General features: G+C 64.4%; 32 protein-coding genes. 14 read left to right on the top strand and 18 right to left on the bottom strand.

Annotation, left to right across the window (positions count from 1 at the left end):
- Window positions 1-697: 697 nt before the first annotated feature.
- Both IVB01_RS26330 and IVB01_RS26325 read right to left on the bottom strand, forming a co-directional pair.
- Entirely contained in the window at window positions 698-1540 is an 843-nt protein-coding gene (locus tag IVB01_RS26330) for a MoxR family ATPase (RefSeq protein ID WP_247278393.1), read from the bottom strand.
- A 96-nt stretch (window positions 1541-1636) separates the two neighbouring features.
- Window positions 1637-1882 (bottom strand): GlsB/YeaQ/YmgE family stress response membrane protein, encoded by a 246-nt coding sequence (locus IVB01_RS26325; RefSeq protein WP_247278394.1) that lies wholly within the window; start codon window positions 1880-1882, stop codon window positions 1637-1639.
- Window positions 1883-1995: 113 nt separating this feature from the next.
- Between IVB01_RS26325 and IVB01_RS26320 the strand changes: the two genes are divergently transcribed.
- From IVB01_RS26320 to sseA, 3 genes are all read left to right on the top strand, one after another.
- Entirely contained in the window at window positions 1996-3171 is a 1176-nt protein-coding gene (locus tag IVB01_RS26320; RefSeq protein WP_247278395.1) for a VWA domain-containing protein, read from the top strand.
- Between the two features lie 132 nt (window positions 3172-3303).
- Complete coding sequence (locus IVB01_RS26315) at window positions 3304-3717, top strand: rhodanese-like domain-containing protein (protein ID WP_247278396.1); 414 nt, start codon at window positions 3304-3306, stop codon at window positions 3715-3717.
- A gap of 244 nt (window positions 3718-3961) precedes the next feature.
- Window positions 3962-4816 (top strand): 3-mercaptopyruvate sulfurtransferase, encoded by an 855-nt coding sequence (sseA, locus tag IVB01_RS26310; protein ID WP_247278397.1) that lies wholly within the window; start codon window positions 3962-3964, stop codon window positions 4814-4816.
- Window positions 4817-4818: 2 nt separating this feature from the next.
- On the opposite strand, the gene IVB01_RS26305 is transcribed toward sseA, so the two are convergent.
- Complete coding sequence (locus IVB01_RS26305) at window positions 4819-5625, bottom strand: hypothetical protein (protein ID WP_247278398.1); 807 nt, start codon at window positions 5623-5625, stop codon at window positions 4819-4821.
- 367 nt (window positions 5626-5992) lie between these two features.
- Between IVB01_RS26305 and IVB01_RS26300 the strand changes: the two genes are divergently transcribed.
- The gene (locus tag IVB01_RS26300) at window positions 5993-7186 is read left to right on the top strand and encodes a L,D-transpeptidase (protein ID WP_247278603.1); all 1194 of its coding nucleotides are present in this window, start codon (window positions 5993-5995) and stop codon (window positions 7184-7186) included.
- Between the two features lie 162 nt (window positions 7187-7348).
- Entirely contained in the window at window positions 7349-8317 is a 969-nt protein-coding gene (locus IVB01_RS26295) for an NAD-dependent epimerase/dehydratase family protein (protein WP_247278399.1), read from the top strand.
- Window positions 8318-8372: 55 nt separating this feature from the next.
- Here the strand turns inward: IVB01_RS26295 and IVB01_RS26290 are convergent, their stop codons facing one another.
- A complete protein-coding gene (locus IVB01_RS26290) occupies window positions 8373-9335 on the bottom strand; it encodes a D-2-hydroxyacid dehydrogenase family protein (RefSeq protein WP_247278400.1) in 963 nt (320 codons plus the stop codon).
- Between the two features lie 131 nt (window positions 9336-9466).
- On the bottom strand, window positions 9467-9682 hold the full coding sequence (locus tag IVB01_RS26285) for a hypothetical protein (RefSeq protein WP_247278401.1): 216 nt from the start codon (window positions 9680-9682) through the stop codon (window positions 9467-9469).
- 233 nt (window positions 9683-9915) lie between these two features.
- Between IVB01_RS26285 and ettA the strand changes: the two genes are divergently transcribed.
- Together ettA and IVB01_RS26275 are read left to right on the top strand one after the other, a co-directional pair.
- A complete protein-coding gene (ettA, locus tag IVB01_RS26280) occupies window positions 9916-11565 on the top strand; it encodes an energy-dependent translational throttle protein EttA (protein ID WP_247278402.1) in 1650 nt (549 codons plus the stop codon).
- A gap of 7 nt (window positions 11566-11572) precedes the next feature.
- Complete coding sequence (locus IVB01_RS26275; RefSeq protein ID WP_247278403.1) at window positions 11573-12799, top strand: lytic murein transglycosylase; 1227 nt, start codon at window positions 11573-11575, stop codon at window positions 12797-12799.
- A 77-nt stretch (window positions 12800-12876) separates the two neighbouring features.
- Here IVB01_RS26275 and IVB01_RS26270 read toward each other — a convergent pair whose 3' ends face one another.
- Both IVB01_RS26270 and IVB01_RS26265 read right to left on the bottom strand, forming a co-directional pair.
- Window positions 12877-13158: a hypothetical protein gene (locus IVB01_RS26270; RefSeq protein ID WP_247278404.1), complete on the bottom strand. Its 282-nt coding sequence runs from the start codon at window positions 13156-13158 to the stop codon at window positions 12877-12879.
- A gap of 211 nt (window positions 13159-13369) precedes the next feature.
- The gene (locus IVB01_RS26265) at window positions 13370-13693 is read right to left on the bottom strand and encodes a hypothetical protein (RefSeq protein ID WP_247278604.1); all 324 of its coding nucleotides are present in this window, start codon (window positions 13691-13693) and stop codon (window positions 13370-13372) included.
- 105 nt (window positions 13694-13798) lie between these two features.
- Here IVB01_RS26265 and IVB01_RS26260 point away from each other — a divergent pair, with 105 nt between their 5' ends.
- The 3 genes from IVB01_RS26260 (at window position 13799) to bfr (ending at window position 15132) form a co-directional block, all read left to right on the top strand.
- A complete protein-coding gene (locus IVB01_RS26260) occupies window positions 13799-14074 on the top strand; it encodes a hypothetical protein (RefSeq protein WP_247473290.1) in 276 nt (91 codons plus the stop codon).
- 160 nt (window positions 14075-14234) lie between these two features.
- A complete protein-coding gene (locus tag IVB01_RS26255; RefSeq protein ID WP_247278405.1) occupies window positions 14235-14507 on the top strand; it encodes a (2Fe-2S)-binding protein in 273 nt (90 codons plus the stop codon).
- A gap of 136 nt (window positions 14508-14643) precedes the next feature.
- Complete coding sequence (bfr, locus tag IVB01_RS26250) at window positions 14644-15132, top strand: bacterioferritin (RefSeq protein ID WP_247278406.1); 489 nt, start codon at window positions 14644-14646, stop codon at window positions 15130-15132.
- 69 nt (window positions 15133-15201) lie between these two features.
- On the opposite strand, the gene IVB01_RS26245 is transcribed toward bfr, so the two are convergent.
- Complete coding sequence (locus tag IVB01_RS26245) at window positions 15202-15804, bottom strand: MSMEG_1061 family FMN-dependent PPOX-type flavoprotein (RefSeq protein WP_247278605.1); 603 nt, start codon at window positions 15802-15804, stop codon at window positions 15202-15204.
- Window positions 15805-16035: 231 nt separating this feature from the next.
- Window positions 16036-17097 carry an alpha/beta fold hydrolase gene (locus IVB01_RS26240; protein WP_247278407.1) on the bottom strand — a complete coding sequence of 354 codons (1062 nt, stop codon included), beginning with the start codon at window positions 17095-17097 and terminating at the stop codon, window positions 16036-16038.
- A 124-nt stretch (window positions 17098-17221) separates the two neighbouring features.
- Between IVB01_RS26240 and IVB01_RS26235 the strand changes: the two genes are divergently transcribed.
- Both IVB01_RS26235 and IVB01_RS26230 read left to right on the top strand, forming a co-directional pair.
- A complete protein-coding gene (locus IVB01_RS26235; protein WP_247278408.1) occupies window positions 17222-17488 on the top strand; it encodes a DUF2277 domain-containing protein in 267 nt (88 codons plus the stop codon).
- 97 nt (window positions 17489-17585) lie between these two features.
- Window positions 17586-17798, top strand: a complete 213-nt coding sequence (locus tag IVB01_RS26230) for a hypothetical protein (protein ID WP_247278409.1) — start codon at window positions 17586-17588, stop codon at window positions 17796-17798.
- 8 nt (window positions 17799-17806) lie between these two features.
- On the opposite strand, the gene IVB01_RS26225 is transcribed toward IVB01_RS26230, so the two are convergent.
- The 3 genes from IVB01_RS26225 to fabG all read right to left on the bottom strand — a co-directional run bounded on the left by IVB01_RS26225 (window position 17807) and on the right by fabG (window position 19792).
- The gene (locus tag IVB01_RS26225; protein ID WP_247278410.1) at window positions 17807-18328 is read right to left on the bottom strand and encodes a collagen-like protein; all 522 of its coding nucleotides are present in this window, start codon (window positions 18326-18328) and stop codon (window positions 17807-17809) included.
- Between the two features lie 107 nt (window positions 18329-18435).
- Window positions 18436-18684, bottom strand: coding sequence for a helix-turn-helix domain-containing protein (locus tag IVB01_RS26220; protein WP_247278411.1), 249 nt, complete (start codon window positions 18682-18684; stop codon window positions 18436-18438).
- A gap of 340 nt (window positions 18685-19024) precedes the next feature.
- The gene (fabG, locus tag IVB01_RS26215) at window positions 19025-19792 is read right to left on the bottom strand and encodes a 3-oxoacyl-ACP reductase FabG (RefSeq protein WP_247494984.1); all 768 of its coding nucleotides are present in this window, start codon (window positions 19790-19792) and stop codon (window positions 19025-19027) included.
- Between the two features lie 111 nt (window positions 19793-19903).
- On the opposite strand from fabG, the gene IVB01_RS26210 reads away from it, so the two are divergent.
- Complete coding sequence (locus IVB01_RS26210; RefSeq protein WP_247278413.1) at window positions 19904-20389, top strand: J domain-containing protein; 486 nt, start codon at window positions 19904-19906, stop codon at window positions 20387-20389.
- 89 nt (window positions 20390-20478) lie between these two features.
- Here IVB01_RS26210 and IVB01_RS26205 read toward each other — a convergent pair whose 3' ends face one another.
- The 3 genes from IVB01_RS26205 to IVB01_RS26195 all read right to left on the bottom strand — a co-directional run bounded on the left by IVB01_RS26205 (window position 20479) and on the right by IVB01_RS26195 (window position 21772).
- A complete protein-coding gene (locus IVB01_RS26205) occupies window positions 20479-20730 on the bottom strand; it encodes a hypothetical protein (protein ID WP_247278414.1) in 252 nt (83 codons plus the stop codon).
- A gap of 240 nt (window positions 20731-20970) precedes the next feature.
- Window positions 20971-21231, bottom strand: a complete 261-nt coding sequence (locus IVB01_RS26200; RefSeq protein ID WP_247278415.1) for a hypothetical protein — start codon at window positions 21229-21231, stop codon at window positions 20971-20973.
- 157 nt (window positions 21232-21388) lie between these two features.
- Window positions 21389-21772, bottom strand: coding sequence for a RidA family protein (locus IVB01_RS26195; protein ID WP_247278416.1), 384 nt, complete (start codon window positions 21770-21772; stop codon window positions 21389-21391).
- A 441-nt stretch (window positions 21773-22213) separates the two neighbouring features.
- Here IVB01_RS26195 and IVB01_RS26190 point away from each other — a divergent pair, with 441 nt between their 5' ends.
- The gene (locus IVB01_RS26190; RefSeq protein ID WP_247278417.1) at window positions 22214-22648 is read left to right on the top strand and encodes a hypothetical protein; all 435 of its coding nucleotides are present in this window, start codon (window positions 22214-22216) and stop codon (window positions 22646-22648) included.
- A 98-nt stretch (window positions 22649-22746) separates the two neighbouring features.
- On the opposite strand, the gene IVB01_RS26185 is transcribed toward IVB01_RS26190, so the two are convergent.
- The 3 genes from IVB01_RS26185 to thiC form a co-directional block, all read right to left on the bottom strand.
- Window positions 22747-23397 carry a glutathione S-transferase family protein gene (locus tag IVB01_RS26185; RefSeq protein WP_247278418.1) on the bottom strand — a complete coding sequence of 217 codons (651 nt, stop codon included), beginning with the start codon at window positions 23395-23397 and terminating at the stop codon, window positions 22747-22749.
- Between the two features lie 235 nt (window positions 23398-23632).
- The gene (locus IVB01_RS26180; protein ID WP_247278419.1) at window positions 23633-24190 is read right to left on the bottom strand and encodes a mismatch-specific DNA-glycosylase; all 558 of its coding nucleotides are present in this window, start codon (window positions 24188-24190) and stop codon (window positions 23633-23635) included.
- Window positions 24191-24314: 124 nt separating this feature from the next.
- On the bottom strand, window positions 24315-26213 hold the full coding sequence (gene thiC / locus IVB01_RS26175; RefSeq protein WP_247278420.1) for a phosphomethylpyrimidine synthase ThiC: 1899 nt from the start codon (window positions 26211-26213) through the stop codon (window positions 24315-24317).
- Window positions 26214-26300: the final 87 nt, after the last annotated feature.

Raw genomic sequence — 26300 nt, 5'->3', positions numbered from 1 at the left:
ACGTCGACAACGCCGGAGGATAATGCGGCGAAAAACGGGTCGTGCGTACGGCAAAACCGTGTGGTCCTGGCCGTCGTTGCTACGGTCAAGCCCTGGCGAATGCGGCATGCGCGTCAACCGGCGCGGTGTCGGCGACTTTCGCTGGGGTGAGGGAGGCCAGAAGGAATTCGGCTCCCGGGAGAGCACGGCATAAGCCGTCCAACCACTGCGCAGGGAAGGCCGTGTGTTGGGCTTCACCTGTATGCCGCTGTGCAGTTTTTCTGCGCGTGCCTTCGCACGGCGGACCGTGGGTGCCAGGTCAGCACCCGGCCTTCCCTGCGCCCTCGGCCGTTTTGAGGGTGGAGCGACGAAGCAAAGCTCGGGCGAAATGCGCCGCGAGGATGCGGACGTGTGTCTGCAACGCAAATGCGAATTGGAGAACGACGCCGATGCCCCTTGCTCCGTCATTGCGAGCGCAGCGAAGCAATCCAGACTGCCTCAGCGGAAAGATTCTGGATTGCTTCGCTGCGCTCGCAATGACGATGGGGAGGCAGTGGTGCGTCATGCCGTACTCTCGTGCCCCGGACGAAGCTAGCGCTTCTTCAGCGATGCGCTGCAGAGCCGGTGCCCATGTCTCCGAGCAATCCGGATCGCCTTCTGGGTCCCGGCTCTGCGCAGCAACGATTGCGCGTTGCGGCGCGTCCGGGACACGAGACCTCTACACTTCCCGCCGGCTCAGGAACGCCAGCCGCTCGAACAGGTGCACGTCCTGCTCGTTCTTGAGCAGCGCGCCGTGCAGCGGCGGGATCAGTTTGCGCGGGTCGCGCTCGCGCAGCTGCTCGGCGCTCATGTCCTCGTTGAGCAAGAGCTTGAGCCAGTCGAGCAGTTCGGACGTCGATGGCTTCTTCTTCAAGCCGGGCACCTCGCGCACCTCGAAGAAGATGCGCAGCGCCTCTTCGACCAGGCGTTTCTTGATGCCGGGGAAGTGGACGTCGACGATGCGGCCCATCGTGTCGGCGTCGGGGAATTTGATGTAGTGGAAGAAGCAGCGGCGCAGGAAGGCGTCGGGCAGCTCCTTCTCGTTGTTGGAGGTGATCATCATGATCGGGCGCTGCTTGGCCTTGATGGTCTCGCCGGTCTCGTAGACATGGAATTCCATGCGGTCGAGCTCGAGCAGCAGGTCGTTGGGGAATTCGATATCGGCCTTGTCGATCTCGTCGATCAGCAGCACCGGGCGCTGCTCGCTCGTGAAGGCCTCCCACAGCTTGCCGCGCTTGATGTAGTTCCTGATGTCGGACACCCTGGTATCGCCGAGCTGGCTGTCGCGCAGGCGCGACACCGCGTCGTATTCGTAGAGGCCCTGCTGCGCCTTGGTGGTGGACTTGATGTGCCAGGTCAGCAGCGGCGCGTTCAGCGCCTTCGCCACTTCCTCCGCCAGCACCGTCTTGCCCGTGCCGGGCTCGCCCTTGATGAGCAGCGGGCGCTCCAGCACGATCGAGGCATTGACGGCGACCTTGAGGTCGTCGGTCGCAACATAGTCCTTGGTGCCGGTAAATTTCATTGCGTGTCCTTAGGTAGCTGTCAGCGAGGGGCGTCGGCCCCGGCCGCGACAAACGAACGGCCGCACATAGCGGCCGTTCCTGGTTCGGTCAGGCTTTCAGACCCGTTTTATCAGCGAAAGGATGACGAGCACAATCACCGCCCCGATCGTCGCGTCCACGATAGCGCCGACCGTGCCGGTGGCGAGCGCAATATGCAGCTGCGGCAGCACCCAGCTCGCGACCAGCGCGCCGATGATGCCCACGACCATGTTGCCGATCAACCCAAATCCCGCCCCGTGGACAATCTTGCCCGCCAGCCAGCCTGCGATCGCGCCGATGATGAGCGCGGCGACAATTCCCATTGCAAACGTCCCCCTATGGCCGCCAATTCTAGAGCAAAAAGCCACCCGGTCCAGCGCCCCGCGGCGTTCTTCGCCCTCTTGACGTTCGGCACCCGACGGGCAATCTGTCACCCATGTTCCTGCAATTCTTCACCTCTCTGCGCGACGCGCAGGTCCCTGTGACGCTGCGCGAATACCTCACGTTGATCGAGGCGCTCGACGCTGACCTCGCGGACTACACGGTCGAGAACTTCTACTATCTGTCGCGCGCCTCGCTGGTGAAGGACGAGCGCAATCTCGACAAGTTCGACCGCGTCTTCGGCACCGTGTTCAAGGGGCTGGAAAACCTGCTCGACGCCATGGAGAAGGCGGAGATCCCCGAGGAGTGGCTGAAGAAGCTCGCCGAGAAGTATCTCACCGAGGAAGAGAAGAAGCAGATCGAGGCCATGGGCTGGGACAAGCTCATGGAGACGCTGAAGAAGCGCCTCGAGGAGCAGAAGGGACGGCACCAGGGCGGCAGCAAGTGGATCGGCACCGCAGGCACTTCGCCGTTCGGCGCCCACGGCTACAATCCCGAAGGCGTGCGCATCGGCCAGGAGAAGAACCGCAACAACCGTGCCGTGAAGGTGTGGGACAGGCGCGAGTTCAAGGATCTCGACGGCAATGTCGAGCTCGGCATTCGCAATATCAAGGTGGCGCTGCGCCGCCTGCGCAAATTCGCGCGTACCGGCGCGCCGGACGAGCTCGATCTCGACACCACGATCCGCGAGACCGCCAATCACGGCTATCTCGACGTCCACATGCGGCCCGAGCGGCGCAATGCGGTGAAGCTTTTAGTGTTCTTCGACATCGGCGGCTCGATGGATGCGCATATCGAGCAGGTCGAGGAGCTGTTCTCGGCGGCGAAGAGCGAGTTCAAGCACATGGAATATTTCTATTTCCACAACTGCCTCTACGAAGGCGTGTGGAAGCAGAACAAGCGCCGCTTCACCGACCGCACCCCGACCTGGGACGTGCTGCACAAATATCCTCACGACTACAAGGTCGTGTTCGTCGGCGACGCCTCGATGTCGCCTTACGAGATCATGGTGCCGGGCGGCTCGGTCGAGCACGTCAACGAGGAGCCCGGCTCGGTCTGGCTCGACCGCATCATCCGCACCTATCCGCATGCGGTGTGGCTCAACCCGGTGCAGCAGAAGCATTGGGACTATTCAGAATCGACCACCATCATCAAACGCATCTTTGCCAATCGCATGTATCCGATCACGATCGAGGGGCTGGAAGGTGCGATGAAGGAATTGACGCACTGATGCGATCCACCGTCATTCCGGACGGCCGCAGCGCGGCCGATCCGGAATCTCGAGATGGCGTGTGACGATCGAGATTCCGGGTTCGATGCTGCGCATCGCCCCGGAATGACGGAAGAGAAGAAGGGAACAAACATGCCCCAGACCATCACCCGCGGCATCAAGGCGCTGATCGACGAGGCCAATGCCGAGATCGAAACGCTCTCCGCCAAGGACGCCATCGAGATCTCCAAGAACGGCGATGTCGTCATCGTCGACATCCGCGATCCCCGCGAGATCGAGCGCGACGGCCGCATTCCCGGCGCGTTCGCCTGCACCCGCGGCATGCTCGAGTTCTGGATCGATCCGCAGAGCCCGTACGCAAAACCGATCTTCCAGGAGGACAAGAAGTTCGTCTTCCATTGCGCCGGCGGCTTGCGCTCCGCGCTCGCCGCCAAGACGGCGCAGGACATGGGCCTCAAGCCCGTCGCCCACATCGCCGGCGGCTACGCCGCCTGGCGCGATGCCGGTGGGCCGACCGAGCAATGGGTGCCGAAGAAGAAGGGATGAGGGCCTCGTCATTCCCCGCGCAGGCGGGGATTCCAGTACGCTGCGGCCTATCGGTTGAATCACACCCGTCTCGGAGTACTGGATCGCCCGGCCCCGGCTCCGCCAAGGCTACGCCGAGGCCCATAGGAGTGCTCGACCCGCCGAAGCCTTGGCGAAGGCGGCAAGCCGGGCGATGACAGCGGAGACGCTGCATCGTCCTCGCTCGCGCGACGCGCGCCCGAATGACCACAAGGAAGGACCTCGCATGACCGCCACCGACCCCCTCGTCTCCACCGAATGGCTCGCCGCCCACATCGACGATACCAACGTCAAGGTCCTCGACGCCAGCTTCAAGCTGCCCGGCGTGCTGCCGCTGCCGAAGGACGACTATCTCGCCGCGCATCTGCCGGGCGCTGTGTTCTTCGACGTCGATGCGGTGTCGGATCATTCGAACCCGTTGCCGCACATGTTTCCGAGCGCCGAGCAGTTCGGCCGCGACGTCGGCAATCTCGGCATCTCCAATGCCGATACGGTGGTGATCTACGATGCCGGCGGCTGGGTCGCGGCGCCGCGCGCGTGGTGGATGTTCCTGTCTTACGGCCACAGCAATGTGCGCATCCTCAATGGCGGCCTGAAGAAGTGGCGCGCTGAGGGCCGTCCGGTCGAGAGCAGCGAGGTGAAGCCGAAGCCGGCGACATTCAAGGCGAGCTATGATGCAAAGCGCGTGCGCAGCATGCAGCAGCTGATCGCCAATGTCGAAAGCCGGGCCGAGCAGGTGATCGACGCGCGCGCCGCCGACCGCTTCGAGGGCCGCGCGCCGGAGCCGCGGCCGGGCATCCGCTCCGGCCACATTCCCGGCGCCCGCAACGTGCCCTATAATCTGTTGTTCGATGCGGAAACAGGCACCATGAAGCCGCTTGACGAGCTCCGCGCCGCCTTCACCGCCGCCGGCGTCAAGTTGGATGCGCCGATCGTGACGAGCTGCGGCTCCGGCGTCTCGGCAGGCGTGCTGACGCTCGCGCTCTATCGCTTGGGAATCACCGACACCGCGCTCTATGACGGCTCGTGGTCGGAATGGGGCCAGGCCGGCGGCCCGCCGATCGCGACCGGGCCGGCGTGACCTTACTGGCGGGTGCGTGTGACCGTTGTTGCGAGCGTCTGCCGCTGTCCGAACGGATCGAGCTGTTGCTGCAACTGCTGAGGCGGCGGGCGCCGCACCACGCGGTGCCGCTTCGTGACCTTCGCCTTGCGCTTGGTCGCCTTGCTGTCGGAGGCGCTGCTCCCCGTCTTGTTGCCCTCGGCCTTGGGCTTCGCCGGGGCATCCTTCATCGCCGTCGTCGCCGGGGCGTCTACCGCGGCCCTCTTGGTCGCGGCGACAGCGAGCGCCGAGGAGGTCAGGGCAACACTGGAATCAAAGGCAACACTGGAATCAGCCGGCGGCTCGCTGACTGTTACGGCAGCGGCCGGCTGCGTCTCGGGGACCGATGCCGTGGTGTCGGCAGGGGTGAGCGTGTCGGTGGGAGCCGGCGCTGCGGCGTCCGGCGTGGTCTCGGCCGTGAGGGGTTCGGCGGTCGGAGCCTGGGCCTGGGGCGCGGCTTCAGTGACCTCCGGCTGAACGTCGGTCTCGCTCGTTGCTGCGACCAGCGGCTCGGGCTCACTCACCGGCAGCCCGATCGTCGGCACCTGGTCGCGCACCGAGGGTGCGGGATCGGCGGTGATCTCCGGCTCCGCCTGTAAGACCGCGAGCACGGGCTGAGCCGGCTCTGGCGCCTGCGCAAACACCTTCTCCTGCGGGCCGTTTCGCCAGGAGGGGCTGCTGACATACTGCTCATGGCTCGCCCGCAGCAGCGCGGCGGCCCCTAGGCCGAACACCAGGATGGAGGTTGACAGCAGGATCGCGGCAAACAGGAAGCGAAAGCCGGGAAGCATCGAGGGGTTGCGAATTTCCGCCCCGGCGACCAAATGGCCAGGGCCCAAGAGCCATCTGAACGCGGTGACGGTACTGAGTGCCGCGTTCGCCACGCCGGGATCGGAGCTCAAAAGGTGACGAATCAGGCTGATTCGACCATATCGCAACGCTCGGCATCGCTTCGTTAAATTCGAGGCCGAACACCGCGGCAATTGACGGCGCGATGCGATTTCCGCCCCCGTGATGCAACGGGGCAACGGTAGTCTTGCGGATCACAAATCGGCAAATCCGGCGCAAATGAGCCTGATACGTCTTGAATGTGCCGCTATCTTCCGTCATCTGGCCGTTAACGGTCCGATCGGGCTTGGGGACTATACAAGAGCGATGATGATCAAACACTTTCTGACGATATGCGCTGCCGCGACAGTCGCTGCGGCGGGAACCTCGCTCGCTCAAGCTCAGAGCTATCCGGTCCAGCAGGCGCCGGGCTATGGCCCTCCGGCTGAATATCGTCCGGGCGATCGCACGCCGAACTTCGACGCCCTGGACGAAGACGACGACGCGATGCCGCAGGCCTCGCTGCCGCCGCCCGGACCGGCGGACGATCCGCGCTACGGCCGTCCGGCCGGCGCGCCGCCGGTTTATTCGGCCGCCCCGCAGGGCCCGGTGATGTCGCCGGATGATCCGCGTTACGGCCGCCCGGCCGGCGCTCCGCCGGTCTACTCGGCAGCGCCGCCCCAAGGCCCCGTGATGTCGCCCGACGATCCCCGTTACGGCCGGCCCGCCGGTCCGCCGCCGGTGATCTATGCCAATCGTCCGGGCCAGGCACCGGCCAATGACGGCCTGCGTCCGCCGGAGGCCGTTGGTGGTCCCGCCGCGACCGGTACGGTCCAGGCCGGCCAGCCGCCCGTCGGCGCCGATGGCCGGCCGATGACGATCGCGTCGCTACCGCCCGAGGAGCAGCCGGATGCTGCTCCCGCGCAGCTGCCTCAGAACCTGCGCCGCCAGGAAGTCGCGTTCCAGACCAAGGAGCCGGCCGGCACGCTCGTGGTCGATACGCCACACACCTACCTCTATTACGTGCTCGGCAACGGCCGCGCGATCCGCTACGGCGTCCGCGTCGGCCGCGACGGCTTCACCTGGACCGGCGTGCAGAAGATCACCCGCAAGGCCGAGTGGCCGGATTGGCATCCGCCGACCGAAATGATCGAGCGCCAGCCCTATCTGCCGCGCTTCATGGCCGGTGGCCCCGGCAATCCGCTCGGCGCCCGCGCGATGTATCTCGGCTCGACCGTCTACCGCATCCACGGCACCAACCAGCCCTCGACGATCGGCAAGTTCGTCTCCTCCGGCTGCATTGGCATGCTGAACGAGGACGTCTCCGACCTGTTCGACCGCGTCAAGGTCGGCACCCGCGTGGTGGTGCTGCCGGGCGGCCCGCCGCCGGGAACGGCGACCGCATCCGCTGCGCCGACGCCGGGTGCTGCCGGTCCGGCTCCGATGGCCGCCCAGGCCGGTCCCGTCCCGGGCACGCAGCCGACGGTGGTGCCGCCGTTGCCTGCGCCGGTCACCGTGCGCTAGGCCGATCGCTCAAACATCGATCGAGAAACGGCGCGTGCGCTTCGGCCACGCGCCGTAATCATTTGACGCATCCTTTCCGCCGCGTCCGCACGTTCGCTCGCTTGAATCCGGGCCGGGGTCAACTACGTCCCGGCTGGTTGCCACGAATGCGAGAAACACAAGATGCGAATCTTTGTTGCGGGCGCCACCGGTGCCGTCGGTCGCAAGCTCGTCCCCCTCCTTGTCGCCACCGGTCATTCGGTCATCGCCTCAACCCGGAGCGCCGCGAAGTCCGGCCTTCTCGAGGAGCTTGGTGCCGAATCCGTCGTTGCTGATGGTCTCGATGCGGGGAGCATGCGCGCGGCCGTAAAGGCGGCACGGCCGGACGTGGTCATCCATGAGATGACCGATCTCGCCGCAGCTACCGACCTGCGGCATTTCGATCGCGCGTTCGCGAGAACCAACGAGTTGCGCACTCGCGGAACGGACATTCTGCTCGCGGCCGCGCGCGAGGCCGGCGCCAAGCGCTTCATTGCCCAGAGCTTCTGCGGTTGGACCTTCAGCCCCGACGGGGGAGCGATCAAGACAGAAGCGGATCAGCTTGACCCCAATCCGCCGCAGGAACTTCGCCGCACCCTGGAAGCTATCCAGTACCTGGAGCGCGCGGTGCTGGCATCGACTGCGCCCGAAGGGATCGTGCTGCGCTATGGATTCTTCTATGGCCCGGACACCGGCACGCTGTCGCCGCAGATGAGAGAGCAGCTTCGTCGCCGGCGCGTGCCGGTGATCGGCGATGGCGGTGGCTACTGGTCATTCATTCACACCGAAGATGCCGCCTCTGCGACGGTCGCCGCCATCGAGCGCGGACGCGCGGGCGAGATCTACAATATCGTCGACGACCGTCCGGCCCTGGTCAGGGACTGGCTGCCGGCGCTCGCCGAATTGCTCGGTGCCAAGCCGCCGCTTCACGTGCCCGCATGGCTCGGGCGGCTGCTTGCGGGCGAGCATATGACGGCGATGATGACCGAGGTGCGCGGCGCCTCCAACGCCAAGGCCAAGCGCGAACTGGCTTGGCTGCCGGCACACCCGTCCTGGCGTGATGGCTTTGCCGACGCCGCAAGCTCTTCCGCCGGCCAGCGCTCGGCGGCCTGAGATCATGCTCAACAACGCTTGCAGCGAGCGATGATCATCCCGATTTCATGGCGTTTCAGGCCAGCTTGCGCGGCAGCTTGCCGCCCCTGGTGAAGGCGTCGATCGCCTCGACCATCTGGCCGTAATGGATGCGCAGGCCGTCCGCAGTGGCGTAGCCGAGATGCGGCGTCAACACGAGGTTGTCGAGCTTGCGGAAGGGATGATCGACCGGCAGCGGCTCGACCGAGAACACATCCAAGCCGGCGCCTGCGATCTTCCTCTGCTGCAAGGCCTCGAGCAGCGCCTGCTCGTCCACGATCGGCCCGCGCGCGGTGTTGACGAGGAAGGCGGTCGGCTTCATCCGCGCGAGATCGGCGCGGCCGACCAGCCCGCGCGAGCGCTCGCTCAGCACCACATGGATGGTGACGATGTCGGCTTTCGCGAACAGCTCATCCTTGCTGGCGTAGCCGACGCCGGCCTCCTTGCACTTCTCCGGCGTCAGGTTCGGGCTCCAGGCGATCACGTTCATGCCGAACGCCTTGGCGATCCCTGCCATCTTGCTGCCGAGCTTGCCGAGCCCGACGATGCCGAGCGTCAGTCCCTCGATCTCGATGCCGGCAAAGGTCTGCCAGGGCTCGCCGGCATGCATGCGCGCATTCTCGCGGCCGATGCCGCGGGTCAGTTCCAGGATCAGGCCCATGGCGAGCGGGGCGGTCGGATCGCGCGAATATTGCGTGCCGCCGATGGCGACGCCACGCACCTTCGCGGCCTCCATGTCGATGGCGGCGTTGCGCATGCCGGAGGTCAAGAGCAGCTTCAGCTTCGGCAGCTTGTCGAGCAGGCTCTTCGGAAATGCCGTGCGCTCGCGCATGGCGCAGATGATCTCGAAGTCGGCCAGCGCGCTCGCCGCGGCCTGCTCGGACGCAAATGGGTGGCTGAACACGGTGACATCGACGCGGTCGGAGAGCTTTGGCCAGTCGGCGACGTCGAGGGCGAGGTTGAAATAATCGTCGAGAATTGCACAGCGCAGCCGCGTCATCAGCATTTCATCCATGGCGAGAGGTGACGGCGCGAGCGAGGGGGCGCCCTCGTCGGAGCCGGGCCATGGTTGCGCGCAATCATGCCTGCGCGCAAGCAGCTGACGTCTTCAAAAAATCGTTGGGGGCAGGCTCAGAGGTCGCGGGGCTTCAGGCGGAACGGCGCATCCATGCCGTGCTTGGCGCGCCAGGCCGGGCCAGGGCCGCGCATATAGTGCAATTCGGGCCGGTACGGGTTGAAGGCGGTGGCGAAAAAGCGCTTCCAGAAGCTCTGGATCTCCGAAACGAATCCGGAGACCTGCCCGGCGTCTGCCGGACCAGGGAGAGAGTTGGTCTCGATCATGGCCATGACGCTGTCTCGCTGTGCTCGCCGTTCATTCTGAGCGGGTGGCGCTGTTTCCGCGCGACACCGAGCTTTGGCCTGATTTATTAAAAGATGGTTTCAATTGTCCGGATCGGTGGCCGGATGGTGTCCGTTCCGTATTCAACCGTGGTGAACGGACGGAAAACATTGCCCTTTGGGGGCGGGATCGCTACATCGGCGGCAGCAAATTTCCTCAAATCGAAGGTTTCACGGGACCGATGGCGCGCCAGTTCATCTATTTCATGCAGGGCCTGACCAAGAGCTACCCGACCCGGAAGGTGCTCGATAACGTTCATCTGAGCTTCTACCCGGACGCCAAGATCGGCGTGCTCGGCGTCAACGGCTCGGGCAAGTCGACCCTGCTCAAGATCATGGCCGGCCTCGACAAGGAATACACCGGTGAGGCCTGGGTCGCCGAAGGCGCCCGCGTCGGCTATCTCGAGCAGGAGCCGCAGCTCGATCCCAAGCTTTCTGTGCGCGAGAACGTCATGCAGGGCGTCGCCAAGCAGAAGGCGATTCTCGACCGCTACAACGAACTCGCGGTCAATTATTCGGACGAGACCGCGGACGAGATGACCAAGCTCCAGGACGAGATCGAGGTCCAGGGCCTCTGGGACCTCGACAGCAAGGTCGACCAGGCCATGGACGCGCTGCGCTGCCCGCCCGACGATGCCGATGTGACGAAACTCTCCGGCGGTGAGCGCCGCCGCGTCGCGCTATGCAAGCTGCTGCTCGACCAGCCCGAGCTGTTGCTGCTGGACGAACCGACCAACCATCTCGATGCCGAGTCCGTGTCGTGGCTCGAAGGGCATTTGCGCAATTATCCCGGCGCGATCCTGATCGTCACCCACGACCGCTATTTCCTCGACAACGTGACGGGTTGGATCCTCGAGCTCGACCGCGGCCGCGGCATTCCCTATGAGGGCAATTACTCGTCGTGGCTGGTGCAGAAGCAGAAGCGCCTCGAGCAGGAAGGCCGCGAGGACGCCGCGCATCAGAAGACGCTCGCCCGCGAGCAGGAATGGGTCGCCTCCTCGCCGAAGGCGCGCCAGGCCAAGTCCAAGGCGCGCTACCAGCGCTATGAGGAGTTGCTCAAGAAGGCGAGCGAGAAGCAGACCCAGACCGCACAGATCATCATCCCGGTCGCCGAGCGGCTCGGCGCCAACGTGGTCGATTTCGAGGGGCTCAGCAAAGGCTTCGGCGATCGTCTCCTGATCGACGACCTCACGTTCAAGCTGCCGCCAGGTGGTATCGTCGGCGTCATCGGTCCCAACGGCGCCGGCAAAACCACTTTGTTCAGGATGATCACGGGCCAGGAGAAGCCGGACTCCGGCACGATCACGGTCGGCGAGACCGTGCATCTTGGCTATGTCGATCAGTCGCGCGATGCGCTCGACGGCAAGAAGACCGTGTGGGAGGAGATCTCCGGCGGCAACGAATTGATCCTGCTCGGCAAGAAGGAAGTGAACTCGCGCGGCTATTGCTCGGCGTTCAACTTCAAGGGTGCCGACCAGCAGAAGAAGGTCGGCGCACTCTCCGGCGGAGAGCGCAACCGCGTGCACCTCGCCAAGATGCTCAAGTCCGGCGCCAACGTGCTGCTGCTCGACGAACCGACCAACGACCTCGACGTCGATACGCTACGCGCGCTCGAAGAGGCGCTGGAGGATTTCGCCGGCTGCGCTGTCATCATCAGCCACGATCGCTGGTTCCTCGACCGCATCGCGACGCACATCCTCGCGTTCGAGGGCGACAGCCATGTCGAATGGTTCGAGGGCAACTTCCAGGATTACGAGAAGGACAAGATGCGCCGACTCGGCCAGGACAGCATCATTCCGCACCGCGTGAAGTACAAGAAGCTGACGCGGTGATTCCGGCATGATGTGGCGGGCGCTCATCGCTGCGGTGATCACTGTCACTTGTGGCCTGTCGCCCGCCCGCGCCGCCGACGCAGCTTTCACACAGTTCATCACCTCGCTGTGGCCCGAGGCGCAGGCCGCCGGCGTCTCGCGCGCGACCTTCGAGGAACAGACGCGCGGGCTCGAGCCCGACTACAAGCTGCCCGATCTGATCCTGCCGGGTCGGCCCGCCACCGGTGCGCCGTCGCAGGCCGAGTTCGTGCAGGTGCCCGCCGACTACGTCAAGGAAGCCTCAATCGCACGGCTTGCAGGCGAGGGGCAGCGGCTGCTGCAAAAATATCGCACCGCGCTGACCGAGATCGAAAAGAAATCCGGTGTACCTGCGACCGTCATGCTCGCGATCTGGGGCCGTGAGACCGATTACGGCCGCTACACGCTGCCTTACGATCTCGTCCGCGTGCTGGCGACACAGGCCTATGTCGGACGCCGCAAGGATCAGTACCGCAACGAGTTCATCCTCTCGCTGAAGATCCTCGGCGAGGGCGTGGTGACGCGCAAGGACATGCGCTCGTCCTGGGCCGGTGCGACCGGCCTCACTCAGTTCCTGCCGTCCGAATATTACAAGCACGGCGTCGATTTCGACGGCGACGGCCGCATCGATATCTGGCATTCGGTGCCGGATGCGCTGGCGTCCGCCGCGCAGCAACTCGTCAACAAGGGCTGGCAAAGTGGCGTGCGCTGGGCCTACGAGGTGCAGGCGCCGGCCAAGCTCGATTGCACCACCGGCGTGCCCGAGGTGACGAAGCCGATCGGCCAGTGGCTGCGCGAAGGCTTCGTGCCGGTGCGCGGGCAGAAACTCAGCGCGGCCGAGCAGGCGCAGCCGGCCTCGTTGCTCCAGCCCGAAGGGATCTACGGCCCGTCGTTCCTGACCACGAAAAACTACTTCGTCATCAAGGAGTACAATTTCTCCGATCTCTACGTGCTGTTCGTCGGCCATCTCAGTGACCGCATGACCAGCCCGCTGCCTTTCGCAACGCCCTGGTCAGCTTCGAAGCAGTTGCGCACCAAGGACGTCGAGACCATGCAGCGCGGTCTCACGCGCATCGGGCTCTACAAGGACAAGATCGACGGCAAGGCGGGCATGCAGACCCGCGCCGCGCTCGGTGCCTACCAGAAGTCGGCGGGCCTCAAGGTCGATTGCTGGCCGAACGAAGAGGTGCTGCGCTCGATCCAGGCTGCGCGATAGCGCAGCAAAAGAAAAAGCCCGGCCGAGATGCTCGGCCGGGCTTCGTTCGCGGCGCGTCTGAGCGCCACGCGATCGGATCAGTAGCAGACGCGGACCGGGCGGACGACCCAGCCGTAGCCGTCCCAATACCGCTCACGCCGCCAGTAGCAGGGCGCGGGCGGCGGGGGCTCAGCCACGTAAACGGGGCCGCCATAGGCGGGACGGCTCGACGCGATGGCGCCGCCGACGATCGCGCCGCCGATCAGGCCGGCCGCGATGCCGGCGCCGACGCCATCATGCGCCTTCGCGGACGGTGTCGCGGTCACCAGCGAACCGGCGACTGTCGCAACCGTGAGGGCAGCAACTAAAGTCTTCTTCATGCTCAGGGCTCTCCTGGGAGATGGGCTCACCTTGTTAGAGGCGCCCGGGTTTCAAAGGTTCACGCACACTCTGATGGAATTGACCGTTGGGCTAGGAAGCGCGCAAATGGTCAATCCACGGTAAACGCACACGGAGCTGTGACGAGAAAAAGCGGTCTTTTTCAGGCTCCAAGATGAACGGCGCCTCCGTAATGAACCGGTTCACGGCGACTCAGCCGCAGACCCTGACGCGGCGGGCGCGCCAAGCGTAGCCGTCCCAGAAGCGCTGCTTCTGCCAGACACACCCGCCGCCGTAATAGTCGTCGGCGACATAGCCCGGGCCCGGAGCGTAGTAGCGGGGCGGATAGTAGCCGGGCTCGTAATAGCCGGGGCCAGGTCCGTAATAATACGGAGATGCCAGCGCGCCACCGACAATGGCGCCGCCGATGATCCCGGCCGCCACGCCCGCAGCGACGCCGCGTTGCGCATGGGCGGGTGCTCCGGCCGTCAGGACCAGAGTGACGATGGCAGCGGCTGCCACGAGCGACTTCTTCATTGGCTTGACCTTTCGCACAATCATGCGGAACTCTTTGGGGGCAGAGTTCCATACTTCGCTTGAATGATCAATGAACGGCGCCCTTGCCGGGTACGACCAATTGGTATGGACCGCAGCTCCGAGGCGATGATGAGCAACGCGTTGGCAAATGCATTGATTGCGGCCGGGATCGTCTTCGCGATCGGCTACGGCTGGATCACATATCTCCAGAACCGCGGACGCCGGTCCCGCGCAGCAGCCGCTAGCGATGGAGGCAGTAGCAGCGGCGATAGCTACTCGGGGACGAGCGACGGCTTCTCGCTGGGAAGCTGGTTTTCCAGTGACAGTTCGGGGAGCTCGACTGACGGCGGCAGCTGTTCCAGCAGCGATGGCGGCGACTAGGTCCGCTGCAATCTTGATCCAGCGCAACGCCCTATTTTAGAGCCGTTCTAGGCCGTTGCGAGCCAGTTTGGAATAGCTTCAAATTCCGATTTTTCCTTTTGCATCCGGCCGCCCCCTTAAATATCGATGTTGACGCATCACCGAAGGGCCTGCCGCTTCCATGATCGTTTGTTCTTGTAACGTGCTGAGCGATGACGACATCCGCGCCGCCGTCGCCGAGTCCGACGACGCCGTGCGCCATGCCAAGCAGGTTTATGGGTGCCTCGGCTGTAACGCCGAATGCGGCCGCTGTGCCCGGACCATCAAAACCATCATCGACGAAGCGCTTGGTCCTTGTGCCCAATCCTGCTGTGCCGGCTGTCCGCACAGCCACACTGTGGCCGCCAACGACGAGACGGTCGAACCCGCTCAGTTCGCGCTCGCAGCCTGCTGAAACCTTCCATATGGTCTGCTGAGCTTTTCCCCCCGGCTGCGTGCCCACTAGCCGGTTGCCCTCGCCCGCAAACTCATTTAGAAACATTCTAAATTCGGTTTAGGGCCGATTTGGACTGCAAGAGCTGGAGTGAACCATGCAGGGCGACGCAAAGGTCATCGAATATCTCAATAAGGCACTGCGTCACGAACTGACTGCGATCAACCAGTATTGGCTGCATTACCGTTTCCTCGACAATTGGGGCCTGCTGGACATGGCCAAGGTCTGGCGCAAGGAGTCGATCGAGGAGATGGAGCATGCCGACAAGCTCACCGCGCGCATTCTGTTCTTCGACGGCTTTCCGAACATGCAGGTGCTCGATCCCTTGCGCATCGGCCAGAACGTCAAGGAGATCATCGAATGCGACCTCGCCGCCGAGATGAGCGCCCGGGCGCTCTACCAGGAAGCGGCGACCTACTGCCATGGCGTCAAGGACTACGTCACGCGTGACCTGTTCGAGAAGCTGATGAGCGACGAGGAGCACCACATCGATTTCCTCGAAACCCAGCTCGACCTGATCGGCCGTATTGGCATCGAACTCTACACGCAGAAGCACGTCGGCGGGCTCGAAGGCGAGGGGCATTAATCTGGCGCGTTAGCGCTGCATTCCCCACTGTCGTCCCGGCCTTCGCCGGGACGACACCGGTCGCGCCAGCTACAGCTGCGTCTTGTAGAGCTCCTCCACGATCTCCTGACTCTGCGGCTCACCGAGGCTGGTCTGCTCGTGGATGATTTCGACGATGCTCGGCATCACCGAGCGCTGCACCTTCTCCGGTGACCATAGCTTCGAGCGCATCAGCGCCTTGCCGCAGTGGAAATAGACCTCGCTGACGGCGACGTTCAGCACCGCGCGCGGCGGCTTGCCGAATTCCATCATCGAGGCAACCAGATTCGGATCAGCCGATAACGTGCCGCGTCCGCCGACGCGCAGCGTCTCGTCGATCCCTGGTACGAAGAACAACAGGTGCACGAAGCCCGAGCCTTCGACGACGTTGCGAAAACTGTCGATCCGGTTGTTGCCGGAGCGATCGGGCATCAACAGCTGGTTGGGACCGGCAACGTGGACGAAGCCGATGCTGCCGCCGCGGGGCGAAGCGTCGACGCTGCCGTCCGCTCCCGATGTCGCGAGCACGCAGAACGGCGACATCTCGATGAATTTCTTCGCATGCGCATCGATCGCGGGCCGCGCTTTCGCAATGACGCGCGGCGATGGCTTGGCATAGATGGTTGCGAGGTCTTCGGCGCAAAGATCGGTCAACGGCATGCCTCCGCTTCTGGTTTGCCTCAAGCTGCCCGATCAGGCGCCTCCAGCCAACGAAATCCATCGCGCTAAACCGCACCCGCCGACGAAAGGCGCGATTGTCCCGCGCGTCGATTCGTATCGTCGGCGCGATTAACCGAGCTGTCAGCGCAATGCATTGCTCAAATCATATGCGGCGTCGAGGCCCTGCCTATGATGCCTGGCGAGATGACGGCGCGTGTGCCGCTCCTACATCGTCCGCTGCGGCGCCGTCTGCAGAAATTGCCGGATCTGCTCGCTGTAGAATTTCGCATTGCCAGTGGTGCCGTGGCCGCGCGTCTCAGTGCTCGCTGGGATCAGGAAGAGCCGACCGTTCTTGACCCGCTTCATCGCAGCGTCCGTAATGCCAGTCTCGGGCGGGTTGCGCTCGTCGTCGGCGGAATTGATCAGAAGCAGCGGGGCTTCGATTTGCTCCAGCTTCTCCCCGGGATTGTAGTCATGCGAGGATTCCCACTGATAAACGAAGTCGTTGGCATCCGCAGTGATCGGCGTCGCGAGCCGATCGTCGACGATCTTGTCGGCCTTCGCTGCTGTCGGCGCCTGCTGCTGATAGGCCAGCGTGCCGCCGATGCTGGCGATGCCATAGGCCGTGATGGCGTATTTCATCATGCGCGGCTGGCTGGTGTAATTGCCGCCATTGTAATCGGGATCGTTGCGGATGGTGTCGAGCATGATCCGCCGCAGCATCCAGTTGCGGGAGGCCATCTCGGTCGGCTGCGAGGCCATCGGGATCAGCGCGTCCATCGCGCTCGGGTATTTTTCTCCCCATAGCCAGGTGTGCATGCCGCCCATCGAATTGCCGATGACGAGCCGCAGATGCTTGACGCCGAGGCCCTCCGTCACCAGGCGATGTTGCGCCTCGACCATGTCGTCGTAATTGTACTTCGGAAAGCTCGTCTTCATGCCGTCGGACGGCTTTGATGATTTGCCATGGCCGATACTGTCGGGAATGATGATGTAGTATTTGGAGGCATCGAGCGGTTGCCCTGGGCCGAACAGCTCGCCGGCAAAGGCGGGCGCCAGCATGCTCGCGCCCGAGCCGCCTGTTCCGTGCAGCACCAGCACGGGCTGGCCGCTCGGCTCGCCGACGGTGGTGTAGTGCAGCTTCAGCTCCGGCATGGTCTCGCCGGTGTGGAACTTGAAATCCCTGGCGATCCAGTCGCCTTGGTTGGGCGCCGGATAGTCGGCTGCCCATGCTGACGTTGAGATGGAAAGCAGAACGGCCGACAAGGCCGCGCAAGAAGCTTTCATGTTTCTCTCCCCATGCGGCACGTATTGGGCGGCCGCGTTGCCGCGGAACTTAACAGAAGTGCGGGGAAGGATGTAGGATTTCGCCGTTGCCAACCGTCCTTGGGGATATATCCGGAGAGACTGCATGTGCCGCAACATCAAGACGCTGTTCAACTTCGAACCACCGGCGACGGAGGACGAGATCCACGCCAGCGCGCTCCAGTTCGTGCGAAAGCTGTCCGGCTTCAACAAGCCATCGCAGGCCAATGAGGAGGTGTTCGAACGCGCGGTGGCGGAAGTCTCGGAGGCGGCGCGGCGGCTGTTGGCCTCGCTGCACACCCATGCGCCGGCGCGCGACCGCGAGGTCGAGGCGGAAAAGGCAAAGGAGCGCTCGCGGCTGCGGTTCGGATAGGTTTTCCCGATAGCCCATTCCGTGATCTGGCTCACGGAAGCAAGAATCCTACTGCGCGATGATGACCGCCGGGATTTCGACAGCCCGGAGCAGGATCATGAGCCGCCCCCTTCTTCCTCTGAAAGCAGGTGCCATCGTCCTCACAGTGCTGTGGACTGCCTGGATGATGTGGTGGGGCGGCTCCTTCTCGAGCATGAACATGATCATCCTCGCCCTGTGCGGCGCCGCAGTGGGCTATCTCTGGTATCGCGCCATGCGCTGGCAGTTCGAGCGCATGGGCATGCTGCCGCGACGCGAAAACAAAGAATAGGCTGTCTGCTAACCCTTGTTGCCGTGCTTCTTCTTTTTCTTCTTTTTCCTATCGACCTCGTCTTCGCCGTCGTCGCTTCCGTCATCGGCGATCGGCTCGTCAGGCTCCTGCACGGCGGCCTCCAGCGCCTCGCGCTCGGCGGCTTCATGCTCGCGCTGGCGGCGGCGTTCGTCCCAGGCGTCGAAGAGTTGCTCGAGCCACGGCAGCACCTGTTCGACCGACGGCAATTGGCCGGGCGGTCCGGCCTCGCCACGCGGGCCTTGCGGCCCCGCCGGCCCCTGCGGTCCGACAGGCCCCTGCGCGCCGGCCGGTCCGCGCGGACCGGCTTCGCCTTGCTTGCCTTGCGGACCAGGCTTGCCTGGCGGTCCGGCCTTTCCGATCGGCCCCGGCTTGCCTTGCGGACCCGGCTTGCCGCGCGCGCCGTCGGGGCCGCGCCGGCCCGGATGACCCTGTGGTCCCGGCCGTCCCGGCTCACCCTGCCGCCCGCGCGGTCCCTGAGGTCCCTGCCGTCGTCCCTGATCGTCTGCCACGCCGCTGCTCCCTGTCACGGAAGCAAGCTACTTAGCGGCGTTTGACGACAGCAGCAATTCCGCCCGCGTCTCGCACGGGATCGGCCAACATCAATCGGCACCGCGCACTAATCCTGATAGGCGGGCACGTCGATTCCGGAGGCGGCATAGAGCCGGATCTTGTTGCGCAGCGTGCGCACCGACAGGCCGAGCACGCGCGAGGCACGCGTGCGGTTGCCGTCGCAGCGCGCCAGGGTCTGGAGCACGAGCTCGCGCTCGACTTCGTCGACGGTCGCGCCGATCAGCAACGGAACGATCTGGTTGGGTGCAAGGAATTGCGCGTCCGGCTGGGACGCGGCGACATGAACAGTGGTCATCAACATACTCCCCGATCAACGCCCGCTTCCATCATTGGAAGCGGATCGAGAACAAACGACCCCCAAGCTGTAGATGTACGGTGGTCGGGTTTGGTTAACGAAAGGTTAACCGTGGACGATCGCACCAATTGACCTCAGCAATGCCGCGAAGCCGCCGCGATTGGCGCGGGATGGGAGCTGATGCGGGTCGATCTCGCGTCACACACCGTGTCATCGTCCGCGAAAGCGGACGATCCCGTACCCCGCGGCACCTCGTGAGACATCAGACTCTCTGGAATACTGGATCGCCCACCTGCGCGGGCGGTGACAGCGCGTATATGGATGCAGCTTGGTCCCTCGTTCACACCGTCCGATATCCGCCGTCCACCATCACGATCGTTCCCGTGACAAAGGCCGACAGATCCGAGGCCAAGAAGATTGCCGGTCCCACGATGTCCTCGGGCTTGCCGGTGCGCGCCAGCGGGGTGTGATCGACGAAGGCCTGCACCAGCGCCGGATTGGTCGCGCGCACATTGGCGTTGATGTTGGTCTCGATGAAGCCGGGCCCGATCGCGTTGACGCGCACGCCTTCCTTGCCGAGCTCGACCGCGAGCGCCTTGGTGAAGCCGAGCACGCCGTGTTTCGAGGTGGTATAGGCCGCCGAGCTCGGCGTGCGCAGATGCACGAAGGACTGGATCGAACCGATATTGACGATGCGGCCCTTGCTCGCGCGCAAGGGCGCGAGGAACGCCTGCGTCATGTTGAAGACGCCGTTGAGATTGAGTGAGATAATGTCGTTCCAATCCTTCGCCACCGTCTCCGTCTCGGCGGTGAAGGCGTTGCGGCGGGTGATGCCGGCATTGTTGACGAGGATCGAGACCTGCCCGACCTTGTCGGCGATTTGCTGTGCCAGCGCGAAGCAATCCTCGCGCCTGGTCACGTCCAGCGCAAAGCTCTCGGCCTTGCCCCCAGCTTTGCGGATCTCCTGGGCGGACTCCGCCACCGTGTCGGCATTGACGTCGAGCAGCACCACTTGCGCGCCTTCCCGCGCGTAGCCGGCCGCAATCGCCCGGCCGATGCCGGAACCGGCGCCGGTGACCACGGCGATGTGGTTTGCGAGCAATGCCATGACAGTTTCCTCCCGATTTCTTTGCGAAGTTTCACGAAAAGCTAACTCGAAATTAAGGGGTCGGAAACGGCGGCCTTGGCATACTGATCTTGATTGCTAAACGTTGCGCGCATGATGGAACGGCTTGAATCCTGGAAACTGGCGCTCGAGCGCCTGCGGTCGGCGCAGTCTGCCGATTGGGCCGAGGCGGGCCGCTTGGTGACCGAGATCGCGCGGATGAGCAGCGACGTCACGCTGCGCCGGGCGGCGGAGCAGGCGCTGCCGGTGCTGCGCCAGGCCGCGGACAACGACGATCACAGCGTCACGCTGGCGGCCCAGCGCCGCGTCGGTGTGGTCCTCGATGTCATTCATGATCTGACCGCGCCGCGCTTCGGTCGCCGCAATGCCATGCCGAAGAAGCTGTCGAGCGAGGATCGCGCCCGCAAGGTTCTCGGCCTGCCGCTCGCCGTGCAGCTCACTTGCGACGATATCAACCGGGCCTATCGCCGCGCTGCCAAGGGCATGCATCCCGACCATGGCGGCAGCGCGCAAGCCTTCATCGACCTCGCCGCCGCGCGCGACATCCTGATTCATCCGGGTGCACACAAGGACGCGTGAGAGCGGGTCAGCTCACGTTCACGCAAAAAAAAACGGCCGGGCAAGAACGCTGGCGTCCTTGCACGGCTCTTCGTCCGCCGATCGAATCGTTACCAGGTGCAATGGCCGTTCCTGAGCGCCTGATCTTTCACCATCAACGCATCGCCGAACGTCGGGACGGTCGCGCTGACGCGGGCATAGTCGGAAGGCCAGGGCATGGTCGGGATGCTCTCGTCCCAGATCTGGCAGAAGCCGGTGTCCTGCCAGCGGATCAGGTGATAGCCGGCCTCGGCAGGGCTCGCAGCGACGAACGCAGTGACGGCAAGACCGACGGCAGCGCAGAGCACGGAAATACGATGCATGATCAGCTCCTCAAATGAAAGATGGGATGCGCCTCCCGACAATGACGGGGAGGGGCGGTGCGGGACGTTTTTGGCATACGCCCCGGACAAGATGTGAGTAGGTCCGCCGGCCGATCGGGTTCAAAGCGGACACGCGGGAAAATGCGTGAATTTGGCCCGGAAAACGTGAGCCTCTTCCGAAAAGAAAAGAGCGAATCGCTCCTGCGATCCGCCCTTCAAGCCCGGTCCGTTGCGTCAGCTTCAGAGCGTGCAGCGGCGCTCCGAGCGCAGCTTGATCTGGAGGTCGGAGGCGGCCTGGAAGGTCGGGAGCGGCTTGCTGACGACCTTGTAGGTCGACACGCCGAACTGGAACGGCTTGTATTGCAGGTCCTCGTTCCAGACCTGGCAGATGCCGGTGTTGTCCCACCGGATCACGTAATAGCCGGCCTTCGCCGAAGCGGGCACGGCGAACACGGAAGAAGCGATGCCGGCAACGGCACAGAGCGCGAGTGCGCGACGCATGAAGTATCTCCTTGTGGGGGAAGTGTGTGACGCGAAAATTCGTGCGGTAAAAGCAGGTTCTTGGCAAGCCGGGGAGCGGCCGTTCACGGACATGTCAGACAGCGCCGGGCATTTGGTTTGGCCGCGTGCCCGGCAAGTCACACGCACTTCGTGCGGCTCACTTCGACAGCGATGCCACCGCTTCGATCTCGATCAGCATCTTCGGATCGGGCAGCGCCTGCACCACGCAAGTTGTGCGCGCGGGGTAGGGCGGCGGGCCGAAGGCGCCGGCATAGAGCGCGTTCATGGCGGCAACGTCCGCGGCGCGGGTCAAGAGCACGTTGACCTTGGCGAGGTCGCGGATGGTCGCGCCGGCCTCGTCGAGCACGCGTCTGATGTTGACGACGACGTTGGCGAACTGCGCCTCGAACCCATCGGGCAGCGTGCCATTGGCATCGAAGCCGGGAATGCCGGAGACGAACAGGAGGTCGCCGACGCGCGTGGCAAAGGACAGCGGCGGCGCCTTGACGTGCGGCGGGGGCGCGAAATGCTGAATCGGCATGGATCACCTCGGTCGGTTTTCTCGTGTTTCACGAGCGTAGCGGCAGGCCGGGGCCGCTCAAAACAAAATATGCGAAAACAACCCCATGCACAGTAGAAAAGCCGAGACGTGTCAATGTATTCGGGAAGTCCGAAATAATCGTTGACCCGTCGGGCAAAACACTGGCAGAATGGCATCATGGCGACAATGCCCTGTAGCTTCAAACTCCACCGTCATGCCCCGGCTTGCCGCCTTCGCTAAAGCTTCGGCGGCCGCCGCGGCCTCTCGGCTCAACCATGACCGCTTCTGGAATACTGGATCGCCCGCCTGCGCGGGCGATGACAGTTGGATGCTGCATCTTGCACGTCACGTCTGCTCCCATCATGTTGCCGCCGCGATCGATCGGATAGATTCGCTGCGTCTGATTCGATCCCCCTGAAAAATAGCCCCCCGGAGACACCCATGAAGTTCGCATCCACCTTCCGCGCCGCGCTGGTCGCCATCATCGCCCTGGCCGGCCTCGCGACTGCGGCACGGGCCGACAGCGGCTTCGTGACGCTGACGATCTACAAGGCGGGCTGGATCATCGGCGGCTCGGGCGGCAGCGGCGCGCTCAGCTTCCGCGGCCGCACCTATGGGCTCTCCACCGGCGGCCTCGATTACGGCCTCGTGTTCGGCGGCTCGAAAACCGTACTGCGCGGCCGGGTCTCCAACATCAACCGTCCCTCGGATGTGGCTGGCGTCTACGGCGCCGCCGGTGCCGGCCTTGCCGTCGGCCGCGGCGCCCGTGCCATCGTGCTGACAAACCAGAAGGGCGCGGTGCTGGAATTGACCGGCCAGCAGGTCGGGTTGATGGCGAATGCAGATCTCAGCGGGCTTGCGATCACGATGCGGTAGGCGAGGTGCCGTAGGGTGGAAGGCGCGCAAGCGCCGAGCCCACCATTGGTGTCAGCACAATACAAAACAGTTGGTGGCACGCTTTCGCTTTGCCCACCCTACGGTCGCGACGCAGCGTTGAACACCGCAAGCTGCGCATCGAACGCCCGCCTGAAAGCCGGCCGCGCTTCGCCGCGGCCGACATAGGCGGCAACGGCAGGATATTCGTCGAGTAAGCCCGATGTGTTCAGCCTGCGCAGCACCGTCACCATCATGAGATCGCCGGCGCTGAACGTGCCGTCGAGCCAGTCGGCACTGCCGAGGTGGCGGGACAATTCGCCGAGCCTGACACGGACCCGGTCCTGGAGCATGGGCAGGCGCTCCGCGTACCAGCTCTTGTCGCGCTCGAACAGCATCGCCATGGCGAGCTCGACGATCGGCGGCTCCACCGTGCTGAGTGCGGCAAACATCCACGCGATCGCACGGCTCCGCGCATTCGCATCCTTCGGCAGCAAGCCATCGTGGCGCTCGGCGATATGGAGTACGATCGCGCCGGACTCGAACAGCGCGAGATCGCCGTCCTCATAGGTCGGGATCTGCCCGAACGGATGCAGCGCAAGGTGCGCCGGTGCCTTCATCGCCTCGAATGAAACAAGACGCACATCGTAGGGCTGGCCGACCTCCTCCAGCGCCCAGCGCACCCGCATGTCGCGCGCCTGCCCCCGGCCGCGGTCGGGGGAGTTTTCGAAGGCGGTGATGGTGGGCGGCATGCGTAGGCTCCGGGGTGGTCTGTTTCCAGAGGACGAACGACCGACGCAGTTTCCGACAGGCTAGCGCAAGGCGAGTGGCGGCGTGCCCCGGACGCGGTGCAGCGCGCCGCTTTTTGCGGCGTGATGCGCTGCAGAGCCGGGGCCCATGGCGGATCCGTACCGGAGCCTCTGGGTCCCGGGTCTGCGCTCCGCTTGCCCGGGACACGAGAGCGGAGGCGTTCCGCGAGGAAACTATTCAGTGCGCGCGATCGATCCACGCCGCCAGCTCGCGCCACGGCTCGATCGTCCAATGCCCGGACGCCGCACCGGACGGCGAGGGAAGCACGAAGACCTCCGGCAGGCTGGCATCGCGCGGTTGTCGCCCCAGCGCAATCGCAGCCGACGGCCGGCCATAAAACAAGCTCGCCGCCTTCTTGCTCGTGAACGCAATCGTCCGCGGCCGATACTTTTCGATCTTGGCCCTGAAGCCCGGCACGTCGATCGTCTCCGCCGCGATCTGGTGATCCATCCCGGCGCCCGACTTGGAGAGATCGGTGAAGCCGATCCCGAGCGCGAGCAGCGATGCGAACTCGCTCGGCTGATAGCGCCGCGGCGTGATCGCGGCCTCATGGATGGCGCGCCAGAAGCGGTTGCCGGGATGGGCGTAGTAGTGCCCGAGTTCAGCCGAGCGCGTCGAGGCGGCGGTGCCGACGAAGACGAGGCGGAGATTGGGACGGAGCTGGTCGGGGAGGCGGTGGAGGGTAGGGGTGGGCAAATCGACCAACCTTAGCGTTGCACAGAGCGTCAGCGACATCCGGGCCGCTGTCAATCCCGGACGTCACCCTGGCTACGCTGCGCTCTAAAAAGAAGCCGAGCTTTCGCCCGGCTTCTCGCTCCTGATGGATGCTCGAGCAAGCCCGCGCATAACGAGCGGAGAATTACAACACCCGATTACTCTCCTTCACCTTCTCCGCATCCAGATACACGCTCGATCCCATCTCCTTGAACTTCTCGCTCATCTTCGCCATGCCGTCTTCGACCGTGCCGGCCATCGACATCCCCACGCTGTTCGGATCGTTCAGCGTCGCTGCATAATCCCGCACGTCCTGCGTGATCTTCATCGAGCAGAATTTTGGGCCGCACATCGAGCAGAAATGGGCGACCTTGTGGGCTTCCTTGGGCAGGGTCTCGTCGTGGAAGCTCTTTGCGGTGTCCGGATCGAGGCCGAGGTTGAACTGGTCGGTCCAGCGGAATTCGAACCTCGCACGGGAGAGGGCGTCGTCGCGCAGTTGCGCGGCGGGGTGGCCCTTGGCGAGGTCGGCCGCGTGGGCGGCGATCTTGTAGGTGATGACGCCGGTCTTGACGTCGTTGCGATCGGGCAGGCCGAGATGCTCCTTCGGCGTGACGTAGCACAGCATGGCGCAGCCGAACCAGCCGATCATGGCAGCGCCGATGCCTGAAGTGATGTGGTCGTAGCCCGGCGCGATGTCGGTGGTCAGCGGTCCAAGCGTGTAGAATGGCGCCTCGCCGCACTCCTTGAGCTGCTTGTCCATGTTGATCTTGATCTTGTGCATCGGCACGTGGCCGGGGCCTTCGATCATGACCTGGCAGCCCTTGTCCCACGCGATTTTCGTCAGTTCGCCGAGCGTCTCCAACTCGGCAAACTGCGCCCGGTCATTGGCATCCGCGATCGAGCCGGGCCGCAGGCCGTCGCCGAGCGAGAACGAGACGTCATATTTGCGCATGAGGTCGCAGATTTCGTCGAAATGCGTGTAGAGGAAGCTCTCCTTGTGGTGCGCCAGGCACCACTTCGCCATGATCGAGCCGCCGCGGCTGACGATGCCGGTGACGCGGCTGGCGGTGAGATGGATGTATTGCAGGCGCACGCCGGCGTGGATGGTGAAATAGTCGACGCCCTGCTCGCACTGCTCGATCAAGGTGTCCTTGTAGAGCTCCCAGGTCAGCTTGACCGGATCGCCATTGCACTTCTCCAGCGCCTGGTAGATCGGCACGGTGCCGATCGGCACCGGCGAGTTGCGCAAGATCCATTCGCGCGTGGTGTGGATGTTGCGTCCGGTCGAGAGGTCCATCACGGTGTCGGCGCCCCAGCGGATCGCCCACACCATCTTCTCGACCTCTTCCTCGACCGAAGAGGTCACCGCCGAGTTGCCGATATTGGCGTTGATCTTGGTCAGGAAGTTGCGGCCGATTATCATCGGCTCGAGCTCGGAATGGTTGATGTTGCAGGGGATGATGGCGCGGCCGCGCGCGATCTCGTCGCGCACGAACTCCGGCGTGATGAAGGCGGGCACCGATGCGCCAAAGCTCTCGCCGTCGGCGAGCGCGGCGTCCGCGCGCTCGAGCTGTTGTTTGCGCCCGAGATTTTCGCGGGCGGCGACGTAGATCATCTCCTTGGTGATGATGCCGGCGCGGGCGAATTCGAGCTGCGTGATCTTGTGGCCGGGAAGGCCGCGCAGCGGCTTGTGATAGGCCGAGAAGGCGCGCGCGGCCTTGTCGGTGGAGACGCTGCCATTGTCCTCCGGCTTGATCTGGCGCCCGTCATATTCTTCGACGCCGCCGCGCTCCAGCACCCATTGCTTGCGGTTGCGCGCAAGGCCGGCGTTGACGTCGATGGTCACGCTCGGGTCGGTGTAGGGACCCGAGGTGTCGTAGACCGGCAGGTTCGGCTCGCCGGCGCCTTCGGAGAGGATGATCTCGCGCAGGGGCACGCGCAGGTCGGGCGCGGCGTCGGGCGTCGCGAAGATTTTTCGCGAGGAGGGAAGGGGACCGGTGGTGACGGCGGGGACGGTCTTGTCGGGGTTGGAACGGATGTTCATGGGGATTCTCCGGTTAATTCTGTTCTGCGTGCGTTGGCGCGACTGCGGTGAATTCTTGCTCCGTCATTGCGAGGAGCCCTTGCGACG

It is taken from the genome of Bradyrhizobium sp. 164 (genome assembly GCF_023073715.1).
Taxonomy (GTDB): Bacteria; Pseudomonadota; Alphaproteobacteria; order Rhizobiales; family Xanthobacteraceae; genus Bradyrhizobium.
The sequence above is the reverse complement of the archived record's forward strand: the minus strand, read 5'-3'. Positions and strand labels throughout refer to the sequence as shown.

Coding starts and splice junctions, on each gene's coding strand:
- IVB01_RS26330 (WP_247278393.1), bottom strand. CDS start 1,540: ATGAAATTTACCGGCACCAAGGACTATGTTGCGACCGACGACCTCAAG.
- IVB01_RS26325 (WP_247278394.1), bottom strand. CDS start 1,882: ATGGGAATTGTCGCCGCGCTCATCATCGGCGCGATCGCAGGCTGGCTG.
- IVB01_RS26320 (WP_247278395.1), top strand. CDS start 1,996: ATGTTCCTGCAATTCTTCACCTCTCTGCGCGACGCGCAGGTCCCTGTG.
- IVB01_RS26315 (WP_247278396.1), top strand. CDS start 3,304: ATGCCCCAGACCATCACCCGCGGCATCAAGGCGCTGATCGACGAGGCC.
- sseA (WP_247278397.1), top strand. CDS start 3,962: ATGACCGCCACCGACCCCCTCGTCTCCACCGAATGGCTCGCCGCCCAC.
- IVB01_RS26305 (WP_247278398.1), bottom strand. CDS start 5,625: ATGCTTCCCGGCTTTCGCTTCCTGTTTGCCGCGATCCTGCTGTCAACC.
- IVB01_RS26300 (WP_247278603.1), top strand. CDS start 5,993: ATGATCAAACACTTTCTGACGATATGCGCTGCCGCGACAGTCGCTGCG.
- IVB01_RS26295 (WP_247278399.1), top strand. CDS start 7,349: ATGCGAATCTTTGTTGCGGGCGCCACCGGTGCCGTCGGTCGCAAGCTC.
- IVB01_RS26290 (WP_247278400.1), bottom strand. CDS start 9,335: ATGACGCGGCTGCGCTGTGCAATTCTCGACGATTATTTCAACCTCGCC.
- IVB01_RS26285 (WP_247278401.1), bottom strand. CDS start 9,682: ATGGCCATGATCGAGACCAACTCTCTCCCTGGTCCGGCAGACGCCGGG.
- ettA (WP_247278402.1), top strand. CDS start 9,916: ATGGCGCGCCAGTTCATCTATTTCATGCAGGGCCTGACCAAGAGCTAC.
- IVB01_RS26275 (WP_247278403.1), top strand. CDS start 11,573: ATGATGTGGCGGGCGCTCATCGCTGCGGTGATCACTGTCACTTGTGGC.
- IVB01_RS26270 (WP_247278404.1), bottom strand. CDS start 13,158: ATGAAGAAGACTTTAGTTGCTGCCCTCACGGTTGCGACAGTCGCCGGT.
- IVB01_RS26265 (WP_247278604.1), bottom strand. CDS start 13,693: ATGAAGAAGTCGCTCGTGGCAGCCGCTGCCATCGTCACTCTGGTCCTG.
- IVB01_RS26260 (WP_247473290.1), top strand. CDS start 13,799: ATGGACCGCAGCTCCGAGGCGATGATGAGCAACGCGTTGGCAAATGCA.
- IVB01_RS26255 (WP_247278405.1), top strand. CDS start 14,235: ATGATCGTTTGTTCTTGTAACGTGCTGAGCGATGACGACATCCGCGCC.
- bfr (WP_247278406.1), top strand. CDS start 14,644: ATGCAGGGCGACGCAAAGGTCATCGAATATCTCAATAAGGCACTGCGT.
- IVB01_RS26240 (WP_247278407.1), bottom strand. CDS start 17,097: ATGAAAGCTTCTTGCGCGGCCTTGTCGGCCGTTCTGCTTTCCATCTCA.
- IVB01_RS26235 (WP_247278408.1), top strand. CDS start 17,222: ATGTGCCGCAACATCAAGACGCTGTTCAACTTCGAACCACCGGCGACG.
- IVB01_RS26230 (WP_247278409.1), top strand. CDS start 17,586: ATGAGCCGCCCCCTTCTTCCTCTGAAAGCAGGTGCCATCGTCCTCACA.
- IVB01_RS26220 (WP_247278411.1), bottom strand. CDS start 18,684: ATGACCACTGTTCATGTCGCCGCGTCCCAGCCGGACGCGCAATTCCTT.
- fabG (WP_247494984.1), bottom strand. CDS start 19,792: ATGGCATTGCTCGCAAACCACATCGCCGTGGTCACCGGCGCCGGTTCC.
- IVB01_RS26210 (WP_247278413.1), top strand. CDS start 19,904: ATGATGGAACGGCTTGAATCCTGGAAACTGGCGCTCGAGCGCCTGCGG.
- IVB01_RS26205 (WP_247278414.1), bottom strand. CDS start 20,730: ATGCATCGTATTTCCGTGCTCTGCGCTGCCGTCGGTCTTGCCGTCACT.
- IVB01_RS26200 (WP_247278415.1), bottom strand. CDS start 21,231: ATGCGTCGCGCACTCGCGCTCTGTGCCGTTGCCGGCATCGCTTCTTCC.
- IVB01_RS26195 (WP_247278416.1), bottom strand. CDS start 21,772: ATGCCGATTCAGCATTTCGCGCCCCCGCCGCACGTCAAGGCGCCGCCG.
- IVB01_RS26190 (WP_247278417.1), top strand. CDS start 22,214: ATGAAGTTCGCATCCACCTTCCGCGCCGCGCTGGTCGCCATCATCGCC.
- IVB01_RS26185 (WP_247278418.1), bottom strand. CDS start 23,397: ATGCCGCCCACCATCACCGCCTTCGAAAACTCCCCCGACCGCGGCCGG.
- IVB01_RS26180 (WP_247278419.1), bottom strand. CDS start 24,190: ATGTCGCTGACGCTCTGTGCAACGCTAAGGTTGGTCGATTTGCCCACC.
- thiC (WP_247278420.1), bottom strand. CDS start 26,213: ATGAACATCCGTTCCAACCCCGACAAGACCGTCCCCGCCGTCACCACC.